The following is a 19,301-nucleotide window of genomic DNA, read 5'->3' as shown; positions in this document are numbered from 1 at the left end:
AACTATCATGGACATTCTGTGGCGGGTGCTGCTGTTGCTGCACATGAAGTAGGACATGCTATTCAAGACAGTCAGAGTTATGCCTTTCTGCGTTTCAGGCATGCACTTGTACCTGTAGCCAACATAGGCTCCAATCTGTCATGGGTATTTATCCTGATAGGGATCTTCACCCAGCTTTCAGGTATGCTTCTGTTAGGAATCGTCCTGATGGCAGCAGGTGTCCTTTTCCAATTGATTACGCTGCCGGTCGAATTCAATGCATCGTCCAGGGCAATGGATCAAATTGTTTCACTTGGACTAATTCGCAATGAAGAAGAACGCCATGCCAAGAAGGTATTGAATGCCGCTGCAATGACATATGTGGCAGCTGCAGCTGTAGCAATTATTGAACTGCTTCGCCTTCTCCTGATTTTCACAGGAATGCAGGGGGAAGAATAAAAAAAACAGTGCTCCCCATCCCTAAAGTGTACCCTTTGTAAAGGACATTTTAAAAAAGCCTAAGCTACTTTTAAAAGATGATCTCTGTATTGTACAGGGGTCATCTTTTTTCGATTCCATTGGTATCTATGGTGGTTATAGTAATTCATGTATTGCTTGATTTCCTTTTGTACATCCTCTAATGTCAGACAGGTTTTAATAGAGGTTTCATCTTTCAGGTGGCCAAAGAACGATTCAATGGGAGCGTTGTCCCAACAGTTTCCCCTTCGGGACATTGATTGGCGGATTCCAAGTTTTTTAACCATTTTCTGAAATTGGGGATGGGTATAGTGAACCCCTTGATCTGAATGGATGAGTGAGTCTTTATGTTTTTTAAACCTTTTGTTTTTCTTTAGTTTTTTGATGGTATCTGTGGCTAATTCCATAGTCATTCTGTCAGACACATGGTAAGCAAGAGCTTCACCACTGGAACCATCCAATATCATAGATAAATAAGCTCTTGAACTTTTTCCATAGCTCAAGTAGGTGATGTCTGTTAATAGCACTTTCCCGGGTTTACCCTGATTGAATTGGCGCTCCAGTAGGTTAGGGACCACTGAATGTTCCTGGGTGGCCTTCATTAGACGCCTATATGGATTCGCCCTCCGGAAGGGACAAACGATGTTATACTTCTTCATGATTCTTCGAATTCTTTTCAAGTTAAAGACAATCTTAAATTGACCCGCCAAAGTCATTTTGATTTGACGCGCCCCTTTCTTGCGATTCTTATGACGGAATGCTTTTAAGATGATTTCTTTCAGTTCCTCATCCCTTGCTTCCCGTTGTTTTCTACGCTCTTGGGACTCGGGAGAGTAGTATTTATAATAAGCACTTCTGGAAACTCCTGCGACCCCACAAAGGAATCTCACCATTTTTTTGAGCTTATATTTCTCTATTACGGAACGGATGAGAATGAACTTTTGACTTGGGGAGAGGACTACTTCTTTAGCCCCCTTTCCGCGAATCGAATCTTTTTAGAAGTTCATTTTCCTAGAGTATTTGAGCTTCTAGTCGAGCATTCTTATCCTCAAGGGATAACTCCCGTTCTCTAGGTCTCCCGGAATTGCCTTTCCTTGTGTCATTGAGCCCTAAAACTCCGTTTCTTTTATAAGCAGCACTCCATCTCTTACTAGCGGCATGAATACGTGCCATACCAATTATATCTGTATCAAATCCAGCCTCTTCAAAGATCTGTCTAGAGAATTTGCCTTTCTCTTTCTCAGCGATAAATTGGCGTTTAAATTCATCTGTGTAGGTAATTCCCTTAGCACTTACAGCTTTCACAAAAGGATTAATGGATAATTGTTTGATTTCTTTCTCTGTGAATGTTTTTTTACTCATGGTGTTTTCCCCGATTTCTACTAGTTGTCTATTTGTCATTATACAAAAAAATACCCTATAGGTAGACTTTTTTAAGTGTCTACTCTATAGGGTACATTTTATCCCGGGAGGCGCTGTTTTTTTTATGTGCGAAATATGGGAAACATTTAACTATGTTATCCATTTACAGTAAACACCCATTGAAACGTAACCCAGCCCTTCGGCATCGCATAACCCCAAGAGAAAAATAAGGTAAGATCGCCTTTTTTCTCTCGTAACGTCTGCCTTTGCTGTACAGTGCTATTGTTCTTTCCGGGGAACCTTAATCCTCCAATGGATTCTTGTTGGCATCGAGTGTGAACCCTTCCCCTAATACATCATGAACAACCGTTACAGAGACAAAGGCGTGCGGATCAACAAAACTGATGATATTTTTTAAACGGACAATCTCATTTTTACCCACGACACAGTATAGGACATTTCGGTTTTCCTTTGTAAAAGAACCATGTCCTTTAAGAACAGTCACCCCTCTATCCATCTTCTCATTAATTGTGTCGGCGATTTCTTCATGCTTGTCTGAAATGATCATGGCCCCTCTTGCAGCATAGGCCCCTTCTTGCATGAAGTCGATGACGCGTGCGCCGACAAAGACCGCTACAAGTGTATACATCGCTTCCCTGTAGCCTAAGTATGTAATAAGAGAAACGGATATGACCAAAGCATCAAAGATGAACATGGTTTTTCCCATGCTCCAGCCCACATATTTATGAACTAATCGGGCAATGATATCAACTCCGCCAGTTGTTCCGCCATATCTAAAAATAATGCCGAGTCCCACACCTAGGAACGCTCCGGCAAATAAGGCTGCTAAGAATAAGTCTCCTTCTAATGGAATTCTCATCTGATAGCGCTGAAAAATCCAAAGGAATACCGATAGACTGATGGTTCCTATAATGGTATAGAAAAAGGCTCGCCGCCCTAAAAACTTCCATCCGATAAAAAAGATAGGAATATTTAATGCAAGGTTAGAATAAGAAGGATCAATGCCGGCAAGAAAATATAATAGCAGTGTAATACCGGTAAACCCGCCTTCTGCAAGTTCATTCTGCATATTGAAATGCACAAGCCCGAATGCAAAAATGGCAGAGCCCAGCAGGATGAAGAATATATTTTTGGCTCTGAGCCCGAATATCATTTTTCATTTCCTCCAATCTGTTGTTTTCTAGCTGATCGTGCATTACTTACAAGTGACAGCTCAAGTTTTCAACTTGCTGTGAACTTAGGAAGAAAATCTATTTTATCTTCTCCATATGTTTGGCACCAATAAGTAAGACTATGCACTGACTTATAACAGAGCAATTATATAGGAAGAGATGAAAACTATCAATAAGTCTCTTTTCGTATATAAGTGCAATTTGTTGCTGCATCGATTTATTCAACATACAGTCTATGAATGGTGAACCTGAAAAACTTCCGTACCTGTTTTGAAATCAACTTATCCTCTTAAATAACCTTAGTTTAATTATTTGTCAAAAAACGTTTCTTTAGCTAACATTAAATAAGAAATCAGCGAGGTGTTCATATGGAAAAGCAAAAAACGATTAAAGAGATGCAAGAGGAAGTTGATACATATATAGGCCAGTTTAAGGAAGGCTATTTCAGTCCTTTGGCAATGATGGCCAGATTAACAGAAGAAATGGGTGAACTTGCGAGAGAAATAAACCACTATTACGGAGAAAAGCCTAAAAAGAGCACTGAAAAAGAAAATACCATTGAAGAAGAACTGGGCGATATTCAATTTGTTGTTACCTGTCTCGCGAATTCCCTGGGGATTGACCTGGAAAAAGCACATAATACAGTCATGAATAAATTTAACACAAGAGATAAAGACAGATGGACACGGAAAGAGGAGGAAGAAGACAATGGCACCAATTAAAGTAACGATAGCAGGCCCGAGGGGAAGGATGGGCAGTGAAGCTGTAAAAATGGTACAGGAAACGGAAGACTTTATATTAATCAGTGCCCTCGATCATAAAAATAACGGAAAAAGATTGAGTGACTTAGATGGATTCACTGGAGCAGATATACCTGTATATTCAGATATAAATGAATGCCTTCAAGCAGATACACCTGATGTACTGATCGACCTGACAACTCCCGAAACAGGATATTTACATACGAAAACAGCCTTAGAACATGGAGTAAGACCGGTTGTAGGTACAACTGGCTTTTCCTCGGAACAATTAGAGGAACTGACTGACCTTGCGAAAGAAAAAGAGTTGGGGTGCATTATTGCCCCTAACTTTGCAGTGGGTGCCGTTTTGATGATGAAATTCTCCCAAATGGCTGCAAAGTACTTTCAAGATGTGGAGATCATTGAACTGCATCATGATCAAAAACTTGATGCTCCTTCGGGGACAGCCGTTAAGACAGCTGAAATGATCGCTTCGCAAAGACAGCCGAAGGTACAGGGGCACCCGGGTGAAAAAGAGACGATAGAAGGAGCCAGAGGGGCAGAATATGAAGGGATGCACATCCACAGCGTCAGGCTGCCTGGTCTGATTGCGCACCAGCAGGTGATGTTTGGAGCGGACGGCCAAACATTGACTATCCGTCATGATTCATATAACCGAGCATCCTTTATGTCGGGTGTGAAAGTTTGTGTCGATACAGTTATGAAACTCGATACATTGGTTTACGGGTTGGAAAATATATTGGATTAATAAATACAGAGGCCCGGCTTCATTAGTGCAGCCGGCTTCACTTCTATAAGAGGGGTGATCGTGTTGAACATTGCATTAATTGCACATGATAAGAAGAAAGATAATCTCATCCGATTTGTTATAGCTTATAAAGAAACTTTCCAAAAGCATAGATTATATGCAACAGGTACAACAGGAAAAAGAATCAATGAAGAAACAGGATTGGACATCCATCGATTTAAATCAGGCCCGCTTGGCGGGGACCAGGAAATTGGAGCATACATAGCCAATGATAAAATGGACGTTGTGATCTTTTTCCGTGACCCATTAACAGCTCAGCCGCATGAGCCTGACGTATCTGCTCTTATACGTTTATGCGATGTATATTCTATTCCTTTGGCAACCAATATGGGGACAGCCGAAGTCCTTGTTAAAGGCCTTGAACGTGGAGATGTTCAATGGCGCGATATTCAAAAGGATAAAGAGGAGAATGACGGGAATGAAAGTTGATATCCTGGCATTCGGTGCCCATTCTGATGATGTAGAAATTGGGATGGGCGGTACGCTGGCCAAATACGCTGCTGCAGGGAAAAAAATCGTCATATGTGATTTAACACGAGCTGAAATGTCGTCAAATGGTACACCGGAATCAAGAGAGCGGGAAGCTGAAGAAGCTGCAACCATACTCGGTGTTCAGGAACGAAGGAATGTCGGCTTGCCTGACCGAGGATTATACATAAAAAAAGGATACATTGATGAAATTGTACGCATGATCAGGTTGTATAAACCGAAGGTCGTGTTTGCTCCATATGAAGTTGACAGGCATCCTGATCACGGAAATGCATCTGCTCTTGTAAAAGAAGCGTACTTTTCGGCTGGGATCAAAAAATATGGAGAGGACTCAATGGGCGAGCCCCATAAACCGACCGCATTATATTTTTACATGATTAACGGTTTTCATAATCCTGATTTTGTCATAGACATAAATGATTACATTGAAATAAAATTAAAAAGCTTGAAAGCATATCAAAGTCAATTTATCAGTTCAGAAGGAAGTGTTTCAACTCCTCTGACTGAAGGGTATCTGGAATCAGTTGAAGCAAGGGAGAGAATGATGGGGAAAACAGCCGGCCTGACGTTTGCAGAAGGATTCCTTGCTCATCATACTTTGATTGTCGACAAGGATTTATTAGGGGAGTAGTTTATGAAATTAAAAATAGGGATCACCTGCTATCCGACAGTCGGAGGGTCTGGCGTCGTAGCTACCGAACTTGGAAAACTGCTGGCGGAAAGAGGCCATGAAATTCACTTTATCACCTCCAGTGTGCCTTTCAGACTAAACAAAATGTATCCGAATATTTATTATCACCAAGTTGAAGTGAATCAATATTCTGTCTTTCAACATGCCCCGTATGATATCGCCCTGGCTAATAAGATGGCTGTTGTCGCCAGAAGGGAGAAGCTGGACATACTTCATGTTCATTATGCTGTCCCACATGCGGTATGCGCGATACTAGCAAAGCAAATGGCAGATACGGACCTGAAAATTGTGACGACACTTCATGGTACGGATATAACAGTATTGGGATACGATCCTTCCTTAACAGAGGCAATCCGCTTTGGAATCGAACAGTCGGATCATGTAACAGCAGTATCCCATGCCCTGGTTGATCAGACATACAGCCTGATAAAACCAGATAAGGATATTGAAACAGTCTACAATTTTATAGATGAGCGGGTTTATCGCAAAGTGGATTCAGAGCATCTGAAAAGAGATTACGGCATCCTGCCTCATGAAAAAGTCATCATTCACGTTTCTAATTTCAGAGCTGTCAAGAGAGTTGAGGATGTTGTGCAAACATTCAGCAGAATCGTTGAACATATCCCATCGAAACTCCTGTTGGTTGGTGACGGGCCTGAAATGACGGTCATATGCCAGCTTGTAAAAGAACTCGGCCTAAAAGATAAAGTCCTCTTCCTTGGAAAACAAGACAGCCTGGAAGAGCTCTATTCATTGAGTGATTTAATGCTCTTATTGTCACAAAAAGAAAGCTTCGGTCTTGTGGCACTGGAAGCTATGGCGTGCGGGGTACCGTGTATCGGCACGGACGTTGGCGGAATACCGGAAGTGATTGAAGACGGAGTCAATGGCTATGTTTGTCCTCTAGGGGACGTTGAGACAATTTCAAAAAAGGCAGTATCACTGCTGAACTCACACGACCTTTACAAGCAATACTCTGAAAATGCACTGGAGACTGCCAGGACAAAATTTCATTGGAGTAAGATAGTCGGACAGTATGAACAAATTTACAGGAAGCTTGCAGCTGAAAGAATAGGTGATGAAGATGCTTCCAACTCTCTTTAAACAGGCCCTTCCTGTCCTGGAAAAACTTGAAGAGGCAGGATATCAAGCCTATTTCGTCGGAGGTGCTGTAAGAGACCTTCTTTTGAACAGGCCGACCAATGATATTGATATTGCTACATCAGCTCTTCCCCAAGAGGTAAAGGGTGTTTTTCCAAAGACCATTGATGTAGGAATTGAACATGGCACCGTGGTGGTTATTTATAATGAAACGCCCTATGAGATTACTACTTTTCGAAGTGAAGAAGAGTACAAAGACCATAGGAGGCCCGAATCGGTAACTTTTATTAAGTCACTTAAGGAAGATTTACAGAGGCGGGACTTTACGATCAATGCCATTGCCATGGACCGTTCAGGAACCATCCATGACCCGTTCGGTGGAGAGGTGGATATTAAAGCCAAGACGATCAGAACAGTCGGCTCTGCTGATGAAAGGTTTAAAGAGGATGCCCTCAGGATGATGAGGGCAGTTCGCTTTATGGCGCAATTGGGTTTTAAAATGGAGAATGATACTTTTGAGAGTATAAAAAGAAACGGAAACACTCTCAAATACATAGCAGTTGAAAGGCTTTCGGCGGAATTCGAAAAGCTATTGGGAGGCAGATTTAAAAAAGCATCCTTCGAGTCTTTAAGTGAAACGGGTCTGTATCAATTTCTGCCAGGGTTGAAAGCGAATGTAGTGACCTCGGCTGCGGGCATGCCGATTAATCACCTTTCAACTGAACAAATGTGGATTATGCTCGTTCATTTGTCTAAGGGAGACAAAAGCATACTGGAGCATTGGCGCCTTCCTTCCAAGAAAATAAAGTACATTTCAAAGGGAGTTTCGTTTCTATCTGATAGAATGAAAATACCATGGGATCAGTACAGTCTATACCTAGCGGGAATATCAATTGCCCTGGATGTCCAGGAGGTTTATCATGTCGTCGACCCACACGAATCAACAGACTTACAGGACTTGAAAAAAATGTATGAGAAGCTGCCTATTAAAGACCGGGGTGAATTGGCATTAACGGGGAACGATTTGATGGGGTGGACAGGTAAAAGCGGAGGTCCCTGGATAAGAGATATAATCGAAAAAACCGAAAAAGCGGTTATCCAAGGTGAAGTTTCAAATCAAAAAACAACTATCAGGGAGTGGTTAGGGCTTTGCAATCACCAATAAGGAAACAATTAATGGATGCATTTACGAAAGCTGACGGAGAATTCTTGTCAGGACAAACCTTAGCGGAAATTGCCGGCTGCTCTCGTACAGCTGTATGGAAACATATCGAAGAGCTTAGGAAAGAAGGATTCGAATTTGAAGCGGTGAAAAAACGCGGCTACAGAATTGTGAAAGGACCTGACAGGGTCAGCGAAGAAGAAATCAATCCGGAGTTAAAGACAAGGTTTGTAGGAAGAGTCATTAAATACATCGAATCGGTGCCTTCTACACAGAAAATAGCCCATGCACTTGCACAAGAAGGTGCTGAAGAAGGCACCACCGTCATAGCCGATGAACAGACAGAAGGCAGAGGCAGGCTTTTGAGAAGCTGGCACTCTCCAAAAGGCACAGGTATCTGGATGAGCATCATCCTCAAACCGCAGCTTCCTCCTCAAAGAGCTCCTCAATTTACTTTGATTGCTGCAGTTGCTGTAGTACAAGCCATTGAAGAGGTTTGCGGGTTAAGCCCTGAGATTAAATGGCCGAACGATATTTTACTTAACGGCAGGAAATTGACTGGGATTCTGACAGAGCTTCAGGCAGAAGCCGATAAGATCAATTCAATCATTATAGGGATCGGCATGAATGTCAATCAGAAGGCAGAGGATTTCCCGGAAGAACTGCAGTCTGTTGCCACCTCGTTATTTATGGAGAAGCAAGAGAAAGTGTCAAGAGTGAAACTTATACAAAGAGTAATGGAAAAGCTTGAAATCTATTATGACTTATATATGGAAAAAGGCTTTACGCCGATAAAATTGCTCTGGGAAAGCTATGCCATCAGTATCGGAAGGCAAATCACTGCAAGGACCATCACTGGCAGCATCCACGGTAAAGCCCTGGGCATTAATGAAGACGGGGTATTGAGGATTGAAGATGCAGAGGGACAAGTCCACGAAGTTTATTCGGCGGATATTGAATTGAAGTGAAAACGTTTTCTGTAATTCTTTTTTTCTATTGAATCAAACGTTAATTTGTTATACTCTTTTAGGGAAGGGCAGTATCGATGACGAACTGCACCACTTTCGTATAACTGAATAAAGACAGTAAATTTCTGCCTTGATCCATATGGACAGGGACGGAGGGTCGAAACTTTCAATATGACTAAACGGGATCCCTCTGCTTTTTTGAAGGGGCCCTTTTTGTTTGGGCTTTTACCGTGGATCCTGATATATAAACCAACCTCTGCGAAGGAAGCCCTTTAGTGATGCATGTTTCGCCGCCTCTGATTAAAAAGGAGGAAACGAAAATGAAAAAAACATCCGATTTTATCAAAATGAAGAAAGAAAATGAAAAAATTTCGATGGTGACCGCATATGATTATCCCTCTGCCAAACTTGCTGAACAAGCCGGTCTGGATATGATTTTGGTGGGAGACTCCTTAGGCATGGTCGTTTTGGGGTATGACTCTACCGTTGCGGTTACACTTGAGGATATGATTCATCATACAAAGGCCGTCAAGAGAGGGGCGCCTGATTCTTTTATTGTAACGGATATGCCATTTATGACGTACCACCTCTCAAAGCGCGATACGCTGCAGGCAGCCATGGAAATCGTCCAAAAAAGCGGTGCGCATGCACTTAAAGTTGAAGGCGGCGGCAACGTAATCGACACTATTGCAGATTTGACAACGGCAGGTATTCCGGTTGTCGCACATCTTGGATTGACACCTCAGTCTGTTGGAGTGCTGGGAGGATATAAAGTCCAGGGGAAAACAGCAGAGGCAGCGGCAAAGCTGATTGAAGAGGCTAAACGCTGCGAAGAAGCCGGTGCATTTGCACTTGTGGTGGAATGCATTCCGCGTCAGCTTGCGGCAGAAGTCACCAAGAGTGTCAACATCCCGATTATCGGTATCGGTGCCGGAAGTGAGACAGATGGCCAGGTCCTTGTTTTCCACGATATCATGACCTATGGGGTCGAGAGAATACCGAAGTTTGTAAAAAAATACGGTGATTTTAATGAAATAGCTCTGGCAGGGCTCCAACATTATCATAGCGAGGTCAAAGCGGGAAGTTTTCCGGAGGTGGGTCACACATTCACCATGAAAGAAGAAGAACTTCATTCGTTGTATGGAGGAACTAAATAAATGCAAAAATTCACGAGAATCTCCTCCATTCAAGAGTTCCTATTATCAGAAAAACGAAAAGGCAGAAAGATAGGATTCGTCCCTACCATGGGTTTCCTGCATGAAGGCCATTTAACCCTTGCAGAACAGGCAAGGAAGGAAAATGATATTGTGGTGATGAGTATTTTTGTCAACCCATTACAGTTCGGGCCGAATGAAGATTTTGAAAGTTATCCGCGCAATTCAGAAAGAGATTCAGAGCTTGCGGAGGCTTCAGGTGTGGATGTGCTGTTTCTTCCTGAAGCAGAAGAAATGTACTCCGGTTCCTCCGTTACAATGCATGTGACCGAGCGCACGGATGTTTTATGCGGAAGAAAACGGGAAGGGCACTTCGATGGTGTAGTGACGGTGGTATCCAAGCTGTTTAATATCGTCGGCCCTGATAAGGCTTACTTTGGCTTAAAAGATGCACAGCAGGTTGCCGTCATCGAAGGCCTTGTGCGAGACCTTAATTTCCCGGTTACTATTGTGAGGGTTCCGACTGTCAGAGAGACGGACGGTTTAGCCAAAAGCTCGAGGAATGTCTACTTGTCTGAAGAAGAAAGAGCTGAAGCGCCAGTGCTGTATAGCAGCCTGAAAGACGCAGAAATACTCATTGCAGAAGGCGAATCCGACCCGGAGAGGATTATTTCACATATAAAAAACAGAATTAGGGAAGAAACGAACGGTGTGGTTGACTATATTGAAATCTATTCTTTCCCGGAATTAAGAGAGATAACCAGACTGCAGGGTGAGGTAATCATTGCTTTGGCAGTGAAATTCCAGAAAGCCCGTCTGATCGATAATATAATCATCACGAAAACCCAGGAGGAGAAGAGTAATGTTTAGAACGATGATGAGCGGTAAAATCCATAGAGCAACAGTAACCGAAGCAAACCTGAACTATGTTGGAAGTATTACGATAGACCAGGATATACTTGACAGTGTGGGGATGCTTCCAAACGAAAAAGTTCAAATCGTCAATAATAACAATGGAGCAAGACTCGAGACGTATATCATTCCCGGTGAACGCGGAAGCGGGGTATTCTGCTTGAATGGTGCTGCTGCAAGACTTGTACAGCCAGGGGATGTGATCATCGTCATTTCTTACAAACTGGTGGCGGAAGAAAATGCCCACACTCATGTACCGAAAGTGGCGATTATGGATAAAGATAATAACATTGTTGAGATGCTGGGAACAGAACCAGAAGCAACTGTATACTAAGATATTGGAAGAGCGAGTGTACTTCACCCGCTCTTTTTTTATTGGCACAGTCTTGACTTTGGGGGATAAAAGGATGCAGTTATAGTCAATTTTATAAAAAAACCCCTTCAGGCTCCATTCCTCTAACGGAAAAAGAATGTTTGCCTGAAGGGACTTACTCTCATGGTGGGCGTTAAAGAAACCCTATTATTTTACTCGTTTACTTCACAGTCGGAAAACCAAAACCGGAAGCAATATCATCACCTTGAGATGCATGTAAACCTCCAAGAATGTCATTTGCTTTTGCCCTGTTTTGCAGTTCTGATCTCAGGTCTGAGTTTGATAGGGCCGGGTTCTCTGCCCAGATTTTTGCTGCAAGTCCTGAAACGTAAGGGGTAGCCATAGACGTACCGCTTATTGTATTATAATTTCCGTCATTCCATGTAGACAGGATATTTCGTCCAGGTGCAGAGACTTCCACGTCTTGTTCACCGATTACATAGTCTCCGTCAGTCGCAGGGTTACCTCTGGAAGAGAAATCAGCAATCCGGTAAGTTCCGTTTTCAAAGGTATTCTCGAGTGCAGCTACAGCCACTGCATCCTTAAGACCTCCCGGATACCCGATTGTGTTCTCATCCGGTCCGGAATTTCCAGCCGCTGCTACTACAAGAGTTCCGTTAGTATATGCATATTCTACAGCCTCAGAAATCAATTCATCCTTTCCGTCTGATCCAAGAGACATGGAGATGACGAGATTTACCCCCAGACGTTTGCTTTCATCAGATGCATGACGGATGGCTGCAGCAATGTCATCGGAAAAGCCCATACCCGAATCTCCCAAAACTTTGTAAGCCCATAATTTTGCATCGGGTGCTACTCCATAAATTCCTGTGCCGTTATCTCCACCATCTGCAAGGACACTGCCGGCCACATGTGTTCCATGTCCATGTAAATCAGAACAGCTTCCGTTTTTTAGAGGAAATAGAAGGCCAGTGAAGTCCTTACACTGTTCAGCCCTGTTTTCTAGATCTTGGTGGTTGGTCTTTACACCAGTGTCTAATACGGCTACACGAACGTTGTCTCCGCCGCTAGTTACCTGAATGGCTGGATCTTCGTATATTGCCTCAATTCCCCAAGGGGTTTGATCAGAGGGTGATACGGCTTTATTTGAGCCTCCAGGAAGGATGACTTGTACCTGTGACACCTTTTGTACCGATAGATTCTTATTCTTTTGAAGTGCTTCGTATTGACTTTGGTTCACACTTGTAGAAAAGGTCTCCTCATCGAGATCCCATCTTGATCCATATTTCTTCTTTGCTTCTTTTTTGAAATTGCCTTTTTCAGATTGTATGTACACTCTGAATTTTTCCTGTCCCTTTTCCCCATCCTGCGCTTTTTCGGCTGCCTGCGCCCCGAAAGAAGGAGAAACTAATGCTGCTCCAAGCAATAAGGTTCCTAACAATTTTGATGTTCGTTTCATGCTCAACATCCTTTCTTAAAGTGATTTAATATTTTGTGTTTTCTTGCAAATAAAACTTATCAGAATATTTGAGAGTTGAATAGAGGACGAAGAGCATGGAAGAAATTGAAGCTGAAGTATGGAAATGATGATTGGTGTACAATTTACAGGTCTAAAGTTTGTGATTTTTCCAATAAATGGTTTATTAATCGTGTATTCGTACTTTCTTCTTTCTTGAAGAAACTAGGATGTTAACCTTATTGAAATTACAAAAATAGGTATATTCTTTTGAGCATATGATTGCAGTTTCTTTTTTGTAGTAGGATATATTCGCAAACATTGTTACTTTCGGAAAAATCCCAAGAACCGGATTTTTCCCCTGTATACAAGGGGGTTTCCTTCTGAACAGGAAGAGTAGCTCTTTTCTTTCTGGCATACCAGGCTATTCATTATTAATTAAGGTTCTTTTTTTTGAGTATTTATCTAATAGCAACAAAGTTTACGAAAAGAGCCTTGTGATAATGGCGCGTGGCCATTTTCCATGGTATATCAAAGTTGGACTATAATAACATTTGTTCAATGGCTCTCTTCTGGCTCTGCTGCGAGGTATTATGGTACACTTGTGAAGATATAAACAGAGAAGATAAAGGCTGTGTGATTTTATGGTACCTCATAAAATAGTTGTAGTGGATTTAGAGACTACAGGCAATTCCCCGAAAAAAGGGGATAAAATAATACAATTAGCTGCAATGGTGGTCCAAGGCGGAGCTGTTGTAGATTCGTATACAACATTTGTGAACCCTGGTATTACAATACCTTCGTTTATTGAGGAATTAACCGGGATCCATGATGGAATGGTAAAAGATGCCCCTGAATTCTCAGAAATTGCTCCGAAGGTTTTGGAGTTATTGGACGGGGCTGTTTTTTGTGCACATAATGTTCAGTTCGATTTGGGATTTTTGCAAGCTGAATTAGAAGAGGCTGGGTATAATCCTTTTTCAGGCCCATCTTTTGATACAGTTGAGCTGGCAAAGATTACGCTGCCGACTGCTGACAGCTATAAGCTGACAGAACTTTCGGACCGTTTCTCCTTAAACCATAGCCGTCCGCATCAAGCGGATAGTGATGCACTTGTAACGGCAGAACTGCTGATTCACTTTATCGAAAAACTTGCAAAGCTGCCGCTCGTGACGCTTGAACAATTGGAGAAGCTGTCGACCTGGCTGAAAAGTGACTTATCCCTGCTATTCTCTAACATTCTCACTGAGAAAAGAAGGTCCATTTCGGATATCAACCCTGACCTTGAAGTGTTTAGAGGAATAGCATTGAGAGTGAAGGCCGATCTTCCACAAGCCGATTTTGATTTGTCCGAAATACATTTTCCTGTAGAAGAAAAGGATAAGACGGCTTTATTGTCCTCTACTATAGCTGCATTTGAGAAAAGAGATGGCCAGTTTTTGATGATGGATAAAGCGTATGAAGCGATGACAGAAAGTAAACACATGATCATCGAGGCAGGCACAGGGGTTGGAAAATCATTGGGCTATTTGCTCCCTGCTATTTTCTACAGTAAACAACAAGGAGTCCCTGTGGTTCTGAGTACATATACCATTCAACTGCAGGAGCAATTGCTTTCAAAAGAGATTAACTTCCTCAAAGGAATGCTTGATTTCTCTTTTCATGCTGTCCTTCTAAAAGGTAAGAACCACTACTTGAACTTGTTTAAGTTTGAACAGTCATTGACGGAGGATGAGAATCACTACGATATCGCCATAACTAAAATGCAGATCCTTGTCTGGCTGACGATAACCGAAACAGGGGATGTAGATGAACTGAACCTGACCAGCGGGGGAAGGTTGTTCTGGAACAGGATAAGGCATGATGGCTGGCACATCAAGAAAGATCCGTGGATCGGGAGGGATTTCTATCTTCATGCCCGTAATATGTCAAAAAAGGCGGACTTAATCATAACCAACCATTCCATGCTGCTTGCCGACCTGGTGAATGAAAAAAAGCTGTTGCCAGCTTATGATACTGTCATCATTGATGAAGCTCATCATTTGGAGAAATCGGCAAGGACACACTTTGGAAAAGTCATCGATTACCTGTCTGCAAAATTTGTAATAGGGCAATTAGGTGCGTTGGATCAAAGGCAGCTGTTTCATAAATTGGAAAATATGCTGGAGAAATATGCCGTAAAAACTGAGCTTCATTCTTTTGAGTTAGATCAGCTTGTAAATGATTTTTATAGAGAGATTGAAGAATGTTTTTCAGTCATCATCTCCCTTTTCCTAAAGCATTCGAAAAGGAGAAAAGGTATACAGAAAATCCAAATGAGGTTGACCCATTCGCTGTTAAAGTCATCGGAGTGGATGCCGGCAGTCATGAGTGTAGAAAGAGTCATCTCAGGAATGAAGAAAATTGAAGCGGAAATGAACAGCCGCTTACGTAAATTGAAGGAGAAGGAGAATGCTCTTGACGATTCTGAGAAAGCTTCATTAGAGGAATTCTACAGTTTCATGGTTGAGTGGAGCGAATTGAGATTGAATTTCCGGGATATATTTGTATCTCCTTCTGAAATGGATGTCATTTGGCTCGAAGGCGATATGCGTTCTCTTCCCAACAGTTTGATGATCCAATCTCAGCTGTCATCTGTTGGAGAAAAATTAAAACAGTCTTTCTTCGATGAAAAGCAATGTGCAATTATGACTTCAGCGACATTGACTGTCCAGAATTCATTCCAATACTTTCAAGAGGAGTTAGGGTTGTCCGGTCAAGAGGTAGACACGGTCAGAATTTCCTCTCCATTCCAGTATAACGAAATGACGAAGCTGTTTATCCCAACCGACGTTCCTGAAATCCAAAATGTCTCGCTGGATGAATATGTCGAGGCGATAGCCACGCATTTAATTGGCGTGGCACAGGCAACAAAGGGAAGGATGCTTGTCTTATTCACTGCCTTTGATATGTTGAGAAAAACCCATGATCTGATGAAAGACAGCGGCCTTCTTGAGGACTTTGTCTTGATGGCTCAAGGCATTTCCAGTGGAAGCAGGACGAGGCTGACGAAGAATTTCCAGAGATTTGATAAGGCCATTCTTTTTGGAACAAGCAGCTTCTGGGAGGGTGTGGATATTCCTGGGGAAGATCTATCTTGTCTTGTTCTGGTGAGGCTGCCGTTTTCCCCGCCGGATGAACCTGTTGCACAGGCTAAAAGTGATTTATTAAAGAACGAAGGGAAAAACCCTTTTTCTCATTATTCATTACCTGAAGCGATCCTACGGTTCAAACAAGGAGTTGGCAGGCTGATAAGGCGTAGTACTGACAGGGGGATCGTCATCGTATTTGACAGGAGGATCATTACGGCAAGATACGGTAAGGCCTTCCTTGATTCCATTCCTGATATGCCGGTACGACAGGGAGAACTGCACGAAATGGTCGAATTGATTGAGGAATGGCTATAAAAGTTCACTGTGGATTTTTATCCGGTAAGACCTTTCTTACCGGATAATTTTTCATGATTAACGTACTCTATATGTAGAAGTGATATGGGAGGAATGTTAGTCATGAGACGCTTATTAATATCAGTCCTGATGTTGATGTTTTTTTTATCTGCAGAAGGGAATATAATAGCAGCGGATCCGCAGGTGGACTTAAAGTTGAAACCTGATGAGTTTGCGCTCTCGTTCCTGCCGTTTGCCAAAGGTGAAGTCGCCATCATACACCTCCCAGAGGGAATCAACTATCTCGTCAATACAGGGGAAAGCACACAGTTGAAGGATCTGGCGTCCATCTTGAACAAGTATGGTATAAACAAGATTCGCGGTGTACTGGTCACCGATCCTATAGAATATCATCCTGAAGCCCTCAAAGAGATCTCTGAAAAATGGGGAGTGGAAGAAATACTGACAGGCTCTAAGCTTGCTGAAGGCTTTTTAATCCCAGGACTGAATATCCGTTCGCTGGTTAAAGGAGATAAACTTGAACTTAATCAAGAGGTCTCCATTGACATTATGTATGAAGGTAACCAAGTAAACGAAGGACTGGATTTCACTGTAACGTCTTTGCCACATCGTTTTTTATGGCTTAGTTCACATTCCCATATTGCGGAAGATGCTTTAATCAATGAGCAGTTGAACGACGTTAACATACTTAAGGTTCCTTTGTATGATAAAACCGAACTTTTATCTGAACGGCTGTTGAATCATATTGATCCTCAGACAGCCATTTTTTATCGTGAGAAAAAAAGATATATCAATACAGATTTACTTGAGTTGTTCCATGAAAGCTGGATTGATGTATATTTCACAGGACAACATGGACTTATTACGATAAAATTTAATAAAAATAACTACGAAGTTATAACCTTTCCGGAAGAAAACCAGGTGCTTGGATAATGGATGCATAGAAAAGAGGACTGGTTGGACAGCCCCCGGAAGAAATGTGTGTGGATTAGAATTATTTTAGTTGATTGTGTTCGGATTAGGCTTATTTGCTGTTATAATGGGTAATGGTTCTACTGTTATTGTGTCTTAACTCTGAGTCAATATTAATAACAATTTTTGTGATGTAAGGGGGATTTTCTTTGGAAAGTAAGATTGAAGTATTATCAACAGTTAAAATCCAGCATTCACCTGACTTTTATAAAGTGGTCGATGCCTTGAACCGTACATTGAAAGAAAGAGACCTGATGTTCGGACTGGCTCTTGATCCTGAGGACCAGGAACAGGCAATCTTTACAATATATCGTACATAAAGAAGTGATTAAATGAAAAAGACTATATTTTTTTTAGTATTTGCAACCATTGTAATCATAGGCTCAATGACGGCAATTTTTTTAAATGCGAGATCACCGGTGAATGAAAAGGCTGAGGTTGCTCTTCAAAGAGCGCAATCGGAAACGGATATCGCCTCAACCGAAGATGTGTCACTATACAACGGAAAGAATTCCTATGTAGTCATTACCGGCGAGAATACATCGGGAGACAAAATCATCGTATGGGTCCCGGAAAAAGATGAGGAAATTATCGTAAAAAAATGGGCGGATGGCATTTCGAAAGAAGCGGCAATTAATAAACTGAATGGTGAAAACGATGTAAATGAAATCCTCTCAGTCAAATTGGGAATGGAGAGCGTCGGACCTGTTTGGGAGCTGACTTATCTGGATGATAATGAGCATTTGAACTATTATTATCTACTCTTTGAGACCGGAGAATGGTGGAGGAAGATAGAAAATCTTTAATAGGAGGAAATGTGGATGAAATGGGAATTAGCGGAAAGGGTCAGCGCGTTAACACCATCAACAACCCTTGCTATTACAGCAAAAGCAAAAGAAATGAAAGCACAAGGCATCGATGTGATCGGGCTTGGAGCAGGAGAACCTGATTTCAATACACCCCAGCATATTATGTCAGCTGCAACAGCTTCGATGGAAGAAGGACATACAAAATACACTCCGGCGAGCGGTCTTGCCGGATTAAAGAATGCCATCATCGATAAATTTAAAGATGATCAAGGCATATCTTATGAGCCATCGGAAGTGATTGTCACAAGCGGGGCTAAACATGGCTTATATACATTGTTCCAAGTCCTTCTCAATGAAGGGGATGAAGTCATTATCCCAACTCCATACTGGGTCAGTTACCCTGAGCAAGTAAAACTTGCAGGCGGTGTTCCAGTTTTCATTGAAGGAAAGGAAGACAATCAATTCAAAATTACCCCTGAACAGCTTAAAGAAGCAGTTACAGGCAATACTAAAGCGGTGATCATCAACTCGCCAAGCAACCCGACAGGCATGCTCTACAGCAAGGAAGAGCTGGAAGCAATCGGGCAGGCCTGCCTGGAGAAAAATATCCTCATCATTTCAGATGAAATTTATGAGAAGTTAGTCTATGAAGGAAACCAACATGTTTCAATCGCAGAAATTTCTCCTCAGTTGAAAGAGCAGACGGTGGTCATCAACGGTGTCTCAAAATCGCATTCAATGACAGGCTGGAGAATTGGTTATGCAGCCGGTGACGCTAAGATTATTAAAGCAATGACAAACCTAGCAAGCCATTCGACTTCCAATCCTACGACAACTTCCCAGTACGGTGCCATTGCAGCCTATGAGGGTACACAGGAGCCTGTAGAGGAGATGCGGAAAGCTTTCGAGGAACGATTGAACATTGTTTTTGAAAAATTGAATGCTATCCCTGGATTCAACTGTATTAAACCACAAGGCGCATTCTATCTTTTCCCTAATGTCAAGGAAGCAGCAGAAATGACAGGGTATGAGTCAGTTGATTCATTTGTAAAAGCGCTGCTTGAAGAGGCAGAAGTAGCGGTCATTCCAGGTTCCGGATTCGGAACACCGGATAACATTCGTCTGTCATATGCAACATCGCTTGATTTATTTGAAAAAGCGTTGGAAAGAATCCATTCTTTTGTCAATCGAAAAATCGAAGAGTCTAAATAAAATCATAAGCGGTGA

The 19,301-nt window shown here is 42.1% G+C and carries 18 protein-coding genes and 1 pseudogene; 16 read left to right on the top strand and 3 right to left on the bottom strand.

Annotated features, from left to right (window positions below; all coding sequences use genetic code 11):
• The coding region (locus tag BSG1_RS15530; RefSeq protein WP_006838083.1) for a zinc metallopeptidase at positions 1 to 438 on the top strand (438 nt) is incomplete at its 5' end.
• 59 nt (positions 439 to 497) lie between these two features.
• Here the strand turns inward: BSG1_RS15530 and BSG1_RS20490 are convergent.
• Positions 498 to 1,857: pseudogene (locus BSG1_RS20490) on the bottom strand (IS3-like element ISBsp2 family transposase).
• A gap of 262 nt (positions 1,858 to 2,119) precedes the next feature.
• The gene (locus tag BSG1_RS15515; protein ID WP_006838081.1) at positions 2,120 to 2,992 is read right to left on the bottom strand and encodes a YitT family protein; all 873 of its coding nucleotides are present in this window, start codon (positions 2,990 to 2,992) and stop codon (positions 2,120 to 2,122) included.
• A 387-nt stretch (positions 2,993 to 3,379) separates the two neighbouring features.
• Here BSG1_RS15515 and BSG1_RS15510 point away from each other — a divergent pair, with 387 nt between their 5' ends.
• The 10 genes from BSG1_RS15510 to panD all read left to right on the top strand — a co-directional run bounded on the left by BSG1_RS15510 (position 3,380) and on the right by panD (position 11,391).
• Complete coding sequence (locus tag BSG1_RS15510) at positions 3,380 to 3,733, top strand: nucleotide pyrophosphohydrolase (RefSeq protein WP_006838079.1); 354 nt, start codon at positions 3,380 to 3,382, stop codon at positions 3,731 to 3,733.
• The gene (gene dapB / locus BSG1_RS15505) at positions 3,720 to 4,520 is read left to right on the top strand and encodes a 4-hydroxy-tetrahydrodipicolinate reductase (RefSeq protein ID WP_006838078.1); all 801 of its coding nucleotides are present in this window, start codon (positions 3,720 to 3,722) and stop codon (positions 4,518 to 4,520) included. Before BSG1_RS15510 ends, dapB begins: the two co-directional genes overlap by 14 nt.
• A 63-nt stretch (positions 4,521 to 4,583) precedes the next feature.
• Positions 4,584 to 5,009: a methylglyoxal synthase gene (gene mgsA / locus BSG1_RS15500; protein ID WP_044023006.1), complete on the top strand. Its 426-nt coding sequence runs from the start codon at positions 4,584 to 4,586 to the stop codon at positions 5,007 to 5,009.
• Positions 4,999 to 5,700: a bacillithiol biosynthesis deacetylase BshB1 gene (bshB1, locus tag BSG1_RS15495; RefSeq protein WP_006838076.1), complete on the top strand. Its 702-nt coding sequence runs from the start codon at positions 4,999 to 5,001 to the stop codon at positions 5,698 to 5,700. The genes mgsA and bshB1 overlap by 11 nt, the downstream gene beginning before the upstream one ends.
• Before the next feature lie 3 nt (positions 5,701 to 5,703).
• Complete coding sequence (gene bshA / locus BSG1_RS15490; protein WP_006838075.1) at positions 5,704 to 6,864, top strand: N-acetyl-alpha-D-glucosaminyl L-malate synthase BshA; 1,161 nt, start codon at positions 5,704 to 5,706, stop codon at positions 6,862 to 6,864.
• Positions 6,839 to 8,026, top strand: a complete 1,188-nt coding sequence (locus BSG1_RS15485; RefSeq protein ID WP_006838074.1) for a CCA tRNA nucleotidyltransferase — start codon at positions 6,839 to 6,841, stop codon at positions 8,024 to 8,026. Before bshA ends, BSG1_RS15485 begins: the two co-directional genes overlap by 26 nt.
• The gene (locus BSG1_RS15480) at positions 8,011 to 8,991 is read left to right on the top strand and encodes a biotin--[acetyl-CoA-carboxylase] ligase (RefSeq protein ID WP_044023002.1); all 981 of its coding nucleotides are present in this window, start codon (positions 8,011 to 8,013) and stop codon (positions 8,989 to 8,991) included. The genes BSG1_RS15485 and BSG1_RS15480 overlap by 16 nt, the downstream gene beginning before the upstream one ends.
• A gap of 320 nt (positions 8,992 to 9,311) precedes the next feature.
• A complete protein-coding gene (gene panB, locus BSG1_RS15475; protein ID WP_006838072.1) occupies positions 9,312 to 10,148 on the top strand; it encodes a 3-methyl-2-oxobutanoate hydroxymethyltransferase in 837 nt (278 codons plus the stop codon).
• Positions 10,149 to 11,015 carry a pantoate--beta-alanine ligase gene (panC, locus tag BSG1_RS15470; RefSeq protein WP_006838071.1) on the top strand — a complete coding sequence of 289 codons (867 nt, stop codon included), beginning with the start codon at positions 10,149 to 10,151 and terminating at the stop codon, positions 11,013 to 11,015. It abuts the gene before it with no gap.
• Positions 11,008 to 11,391, top strand: coding sequence for an aspartate 1-decarboxylase (gene panD / locus BSG1_RS15465; RefSeq protein ID WP_006838070.1), 384 nt, complete (start codon positions 11,008 to 11,010; stop codon positions 11,389 to 11,391). Before panC ends, panD begins: the two co-directional genes overlap by 8 nt.
• 199 nt (positions 11,392 to 11,590) lie before the next feature.
• On the opposite strand, the gene BSG1_RS15460 is transcribed toward panD, so the two are convergent.
• Positions 11,591 to 12,850, bottom strand: a complete 1,260-nt coding sequence (locus BSG1_RS15460) for a S8 family peptidase (RefSeq protein ID WP_044023001.1) — start codon at positions 12,848 to 12,850, stop codon at positions 11,591 to 11,593.
• Between the two features lie 641 nt (positions 12,851 to 13,491).
• Here BSG1_RS15460 and dinG point away from each other — a divergent pair.
• The 5 genes from dinG to BSG1_RS15440 all read left to right on the top strand — a co-directional run bounded on the left by dinG (position 13,492) and on the right by BSG1_RS15440 (position 19,286).
• Positions 13,492 to 16,293, top strand: coding sequence for an ATP-dependent DNA helicase DinG (gene dinG, locus BSG1_RS15455; protein WP_006838068.1), 2,802 nt, complete (start codon positions 13,492 to 13,494; stop codon positions 16,291 to 16,293).
• Positions 16,294 to 16,395: 102 nt separating this feature from the next.
• The gene (locus BSG1_RS15450; RefSeq protein WP_044023000.1) at positions 16,396 to 17,226 is read left to right on the top strand and encodes a hypothetical protein; all 831 of its coding nucleotides are present in this window, start codon (positions 16,396 to 16,398) and stop codon (positions 17,224 to 17,226) included.
• 188 nt (positions 17,227 to 17,414) lie between these two features.
• The gene (locus BSG1_RS20485) at positions 17,415 to 17,585 is read left to right on the top strand and encodes a YpmA family protein (RefSeq protein WP_006838066.1); all 171 of its coding nucleotides are present in this window, start codon (positions 17,415 to 17,417) and stop codon (positions 17,583 to 17,585) included.
• Positions 17,586 to 17,597: 12 nt separating this feature from the next.
• The gene (locus BSG1_RS15445) at positions 17,598 to 18,071 is read left to right on the top strand and encodes a cell wall elongation regulator TseB-like domain-containing protein (RefSeq protein WP_006838065.1); all 474 of its coding nucleotides are present in this window, start codon (positions 17,598 to 17,600) and stop codon (positions 18,069 to 18,071) included.
• A 15-nt stretch (positions 18,072 to 18,086) separates the two neighbouring features.
• The gene (locus BSG1_RS15440; protein ID WP_044022999.1) at positions 18,087 to 19,286 is read left to right on the top strand and encodes a pyridoxal phosphate-dependent aminotransferase; all 1,200 of its coding nucleotides are present in this window, start codon (positions 18,087 to 18,089) and stop codon (positions 19,284 to 19,286) included.
• Positions 19,287 to 19,301 lie beyond the last annotated feature (15 nt).

The sequence above is a fragment of the Bacillus sp. SG-1 genome, from assembly GCF_000181495.1.
Taxonomy (GTDB): domain Bacteria; phylum Bacillota; class Bacilli; order Bacillales; family Bacillaceae_B; genus Rossellomorea.
The sequence above is the reverse complement of the archived record's forward strand: the minus strand, read 5'-3'. Positions and strand labels throughout refer to the sequence as shown.

Excerpts from the sequence above, each read along its gene's own strand:
- BSG1_RS15515 (WP_006838081.1), bottom strand. The coding sequence starts at position 2,992 with ATGATATTCGGGCTCAGAGCCAAAAATATATTCTTCATCCTGCTGGGC.
- BSG1_RS15510 (WP_006838079.1), top strand. The coding sequence starts at position 3,380 with ATGGAAAAGCAAAAAACGATTAAAGAGATGCAAGAGGAAGTTGATACA.
- dapB (WP_006838078.1), top strand. The coding sequence starts at position 3,720 with ATGGCACCAATTAAAGTAACGATAGCAGGCCCGAGGGGAAGGATGGGC.
- bshB1 (WP_006838076.1), top strand. The coding sequence starts at position 4,999 with ATGAAAGTTGATATCCTGGCATTCGGTGCCCATTCTGATGATGTAGAA.
- bshA (WP_006838075.1), top strand. The coding sequence starts at position 5,704 with ATGAAATTAAAAATAGGGATCACCTGCTATCCGACAGTCGGAGGGTCT.
- BSG1_RS15485 (WP_006838074.1), top strand. The coding sequence starts at position 6,839 with ATGAAGATGCTTCCAACTCTCTTTAAACAGGCCCTTCCTGTCCTGGAA.
- panB (WP_006838072.1), top strand. The coding sequence starts at position 9,312 with ATGAAAAAAACATCCGATTTTATCAAAATGAAGAAAGAAAATGAAAAA.
- panC (WP_006838071.1), top strand. The coding sequence starts at position 10,149 with ATGCAAAAATTCACGAGAATCTCCTCCATTCAAGAGTTCCTATTATCA.
- panD (WP_006838070.1), top strand. The coding sequence starts at position 11,008 with ATGTTTAGAACGATGATGAGCGGTAAAATCCATAGAGCAACAGTAACC.
- BSG1_RS15460 (WP_044023001.1), bottom strand. The coding sequence starts at position 12,850 with ATGAAACGAACATCAAAATTGTTAGGAACCTTATTGCTTGGAGCAGCA.
- dinG (WP_006838068.1), top strand. The coding sequence starts at position 13,492 with ATGGTACCTCATAAAATAGTTGTAGTGGATTTAGAGACTACAGGCAAT.
- BSG1_RS15450 (WP_044023000.1), top strand. The coding sequence starts at position 16,396 with ATGAGACGCTTATTAATATCAGTCCTGATGTTGATGTTTTTTTTATCT.
- BSG1_RS15445 (WP_006838065.1), top strand. The coding sequence starts at position 17,598 with ATGAAAAAGACTATATTTTTTTTAGTATTTGCAACCATTGTAATCATA.
- BSG1_RS15440 (WP_044022999.1), top strand. The coding sequence starts at position 18,087 with ATGAAATGGGAATTAGCGGAAAGGGTCAGCGCGTTAACACCATCAACA.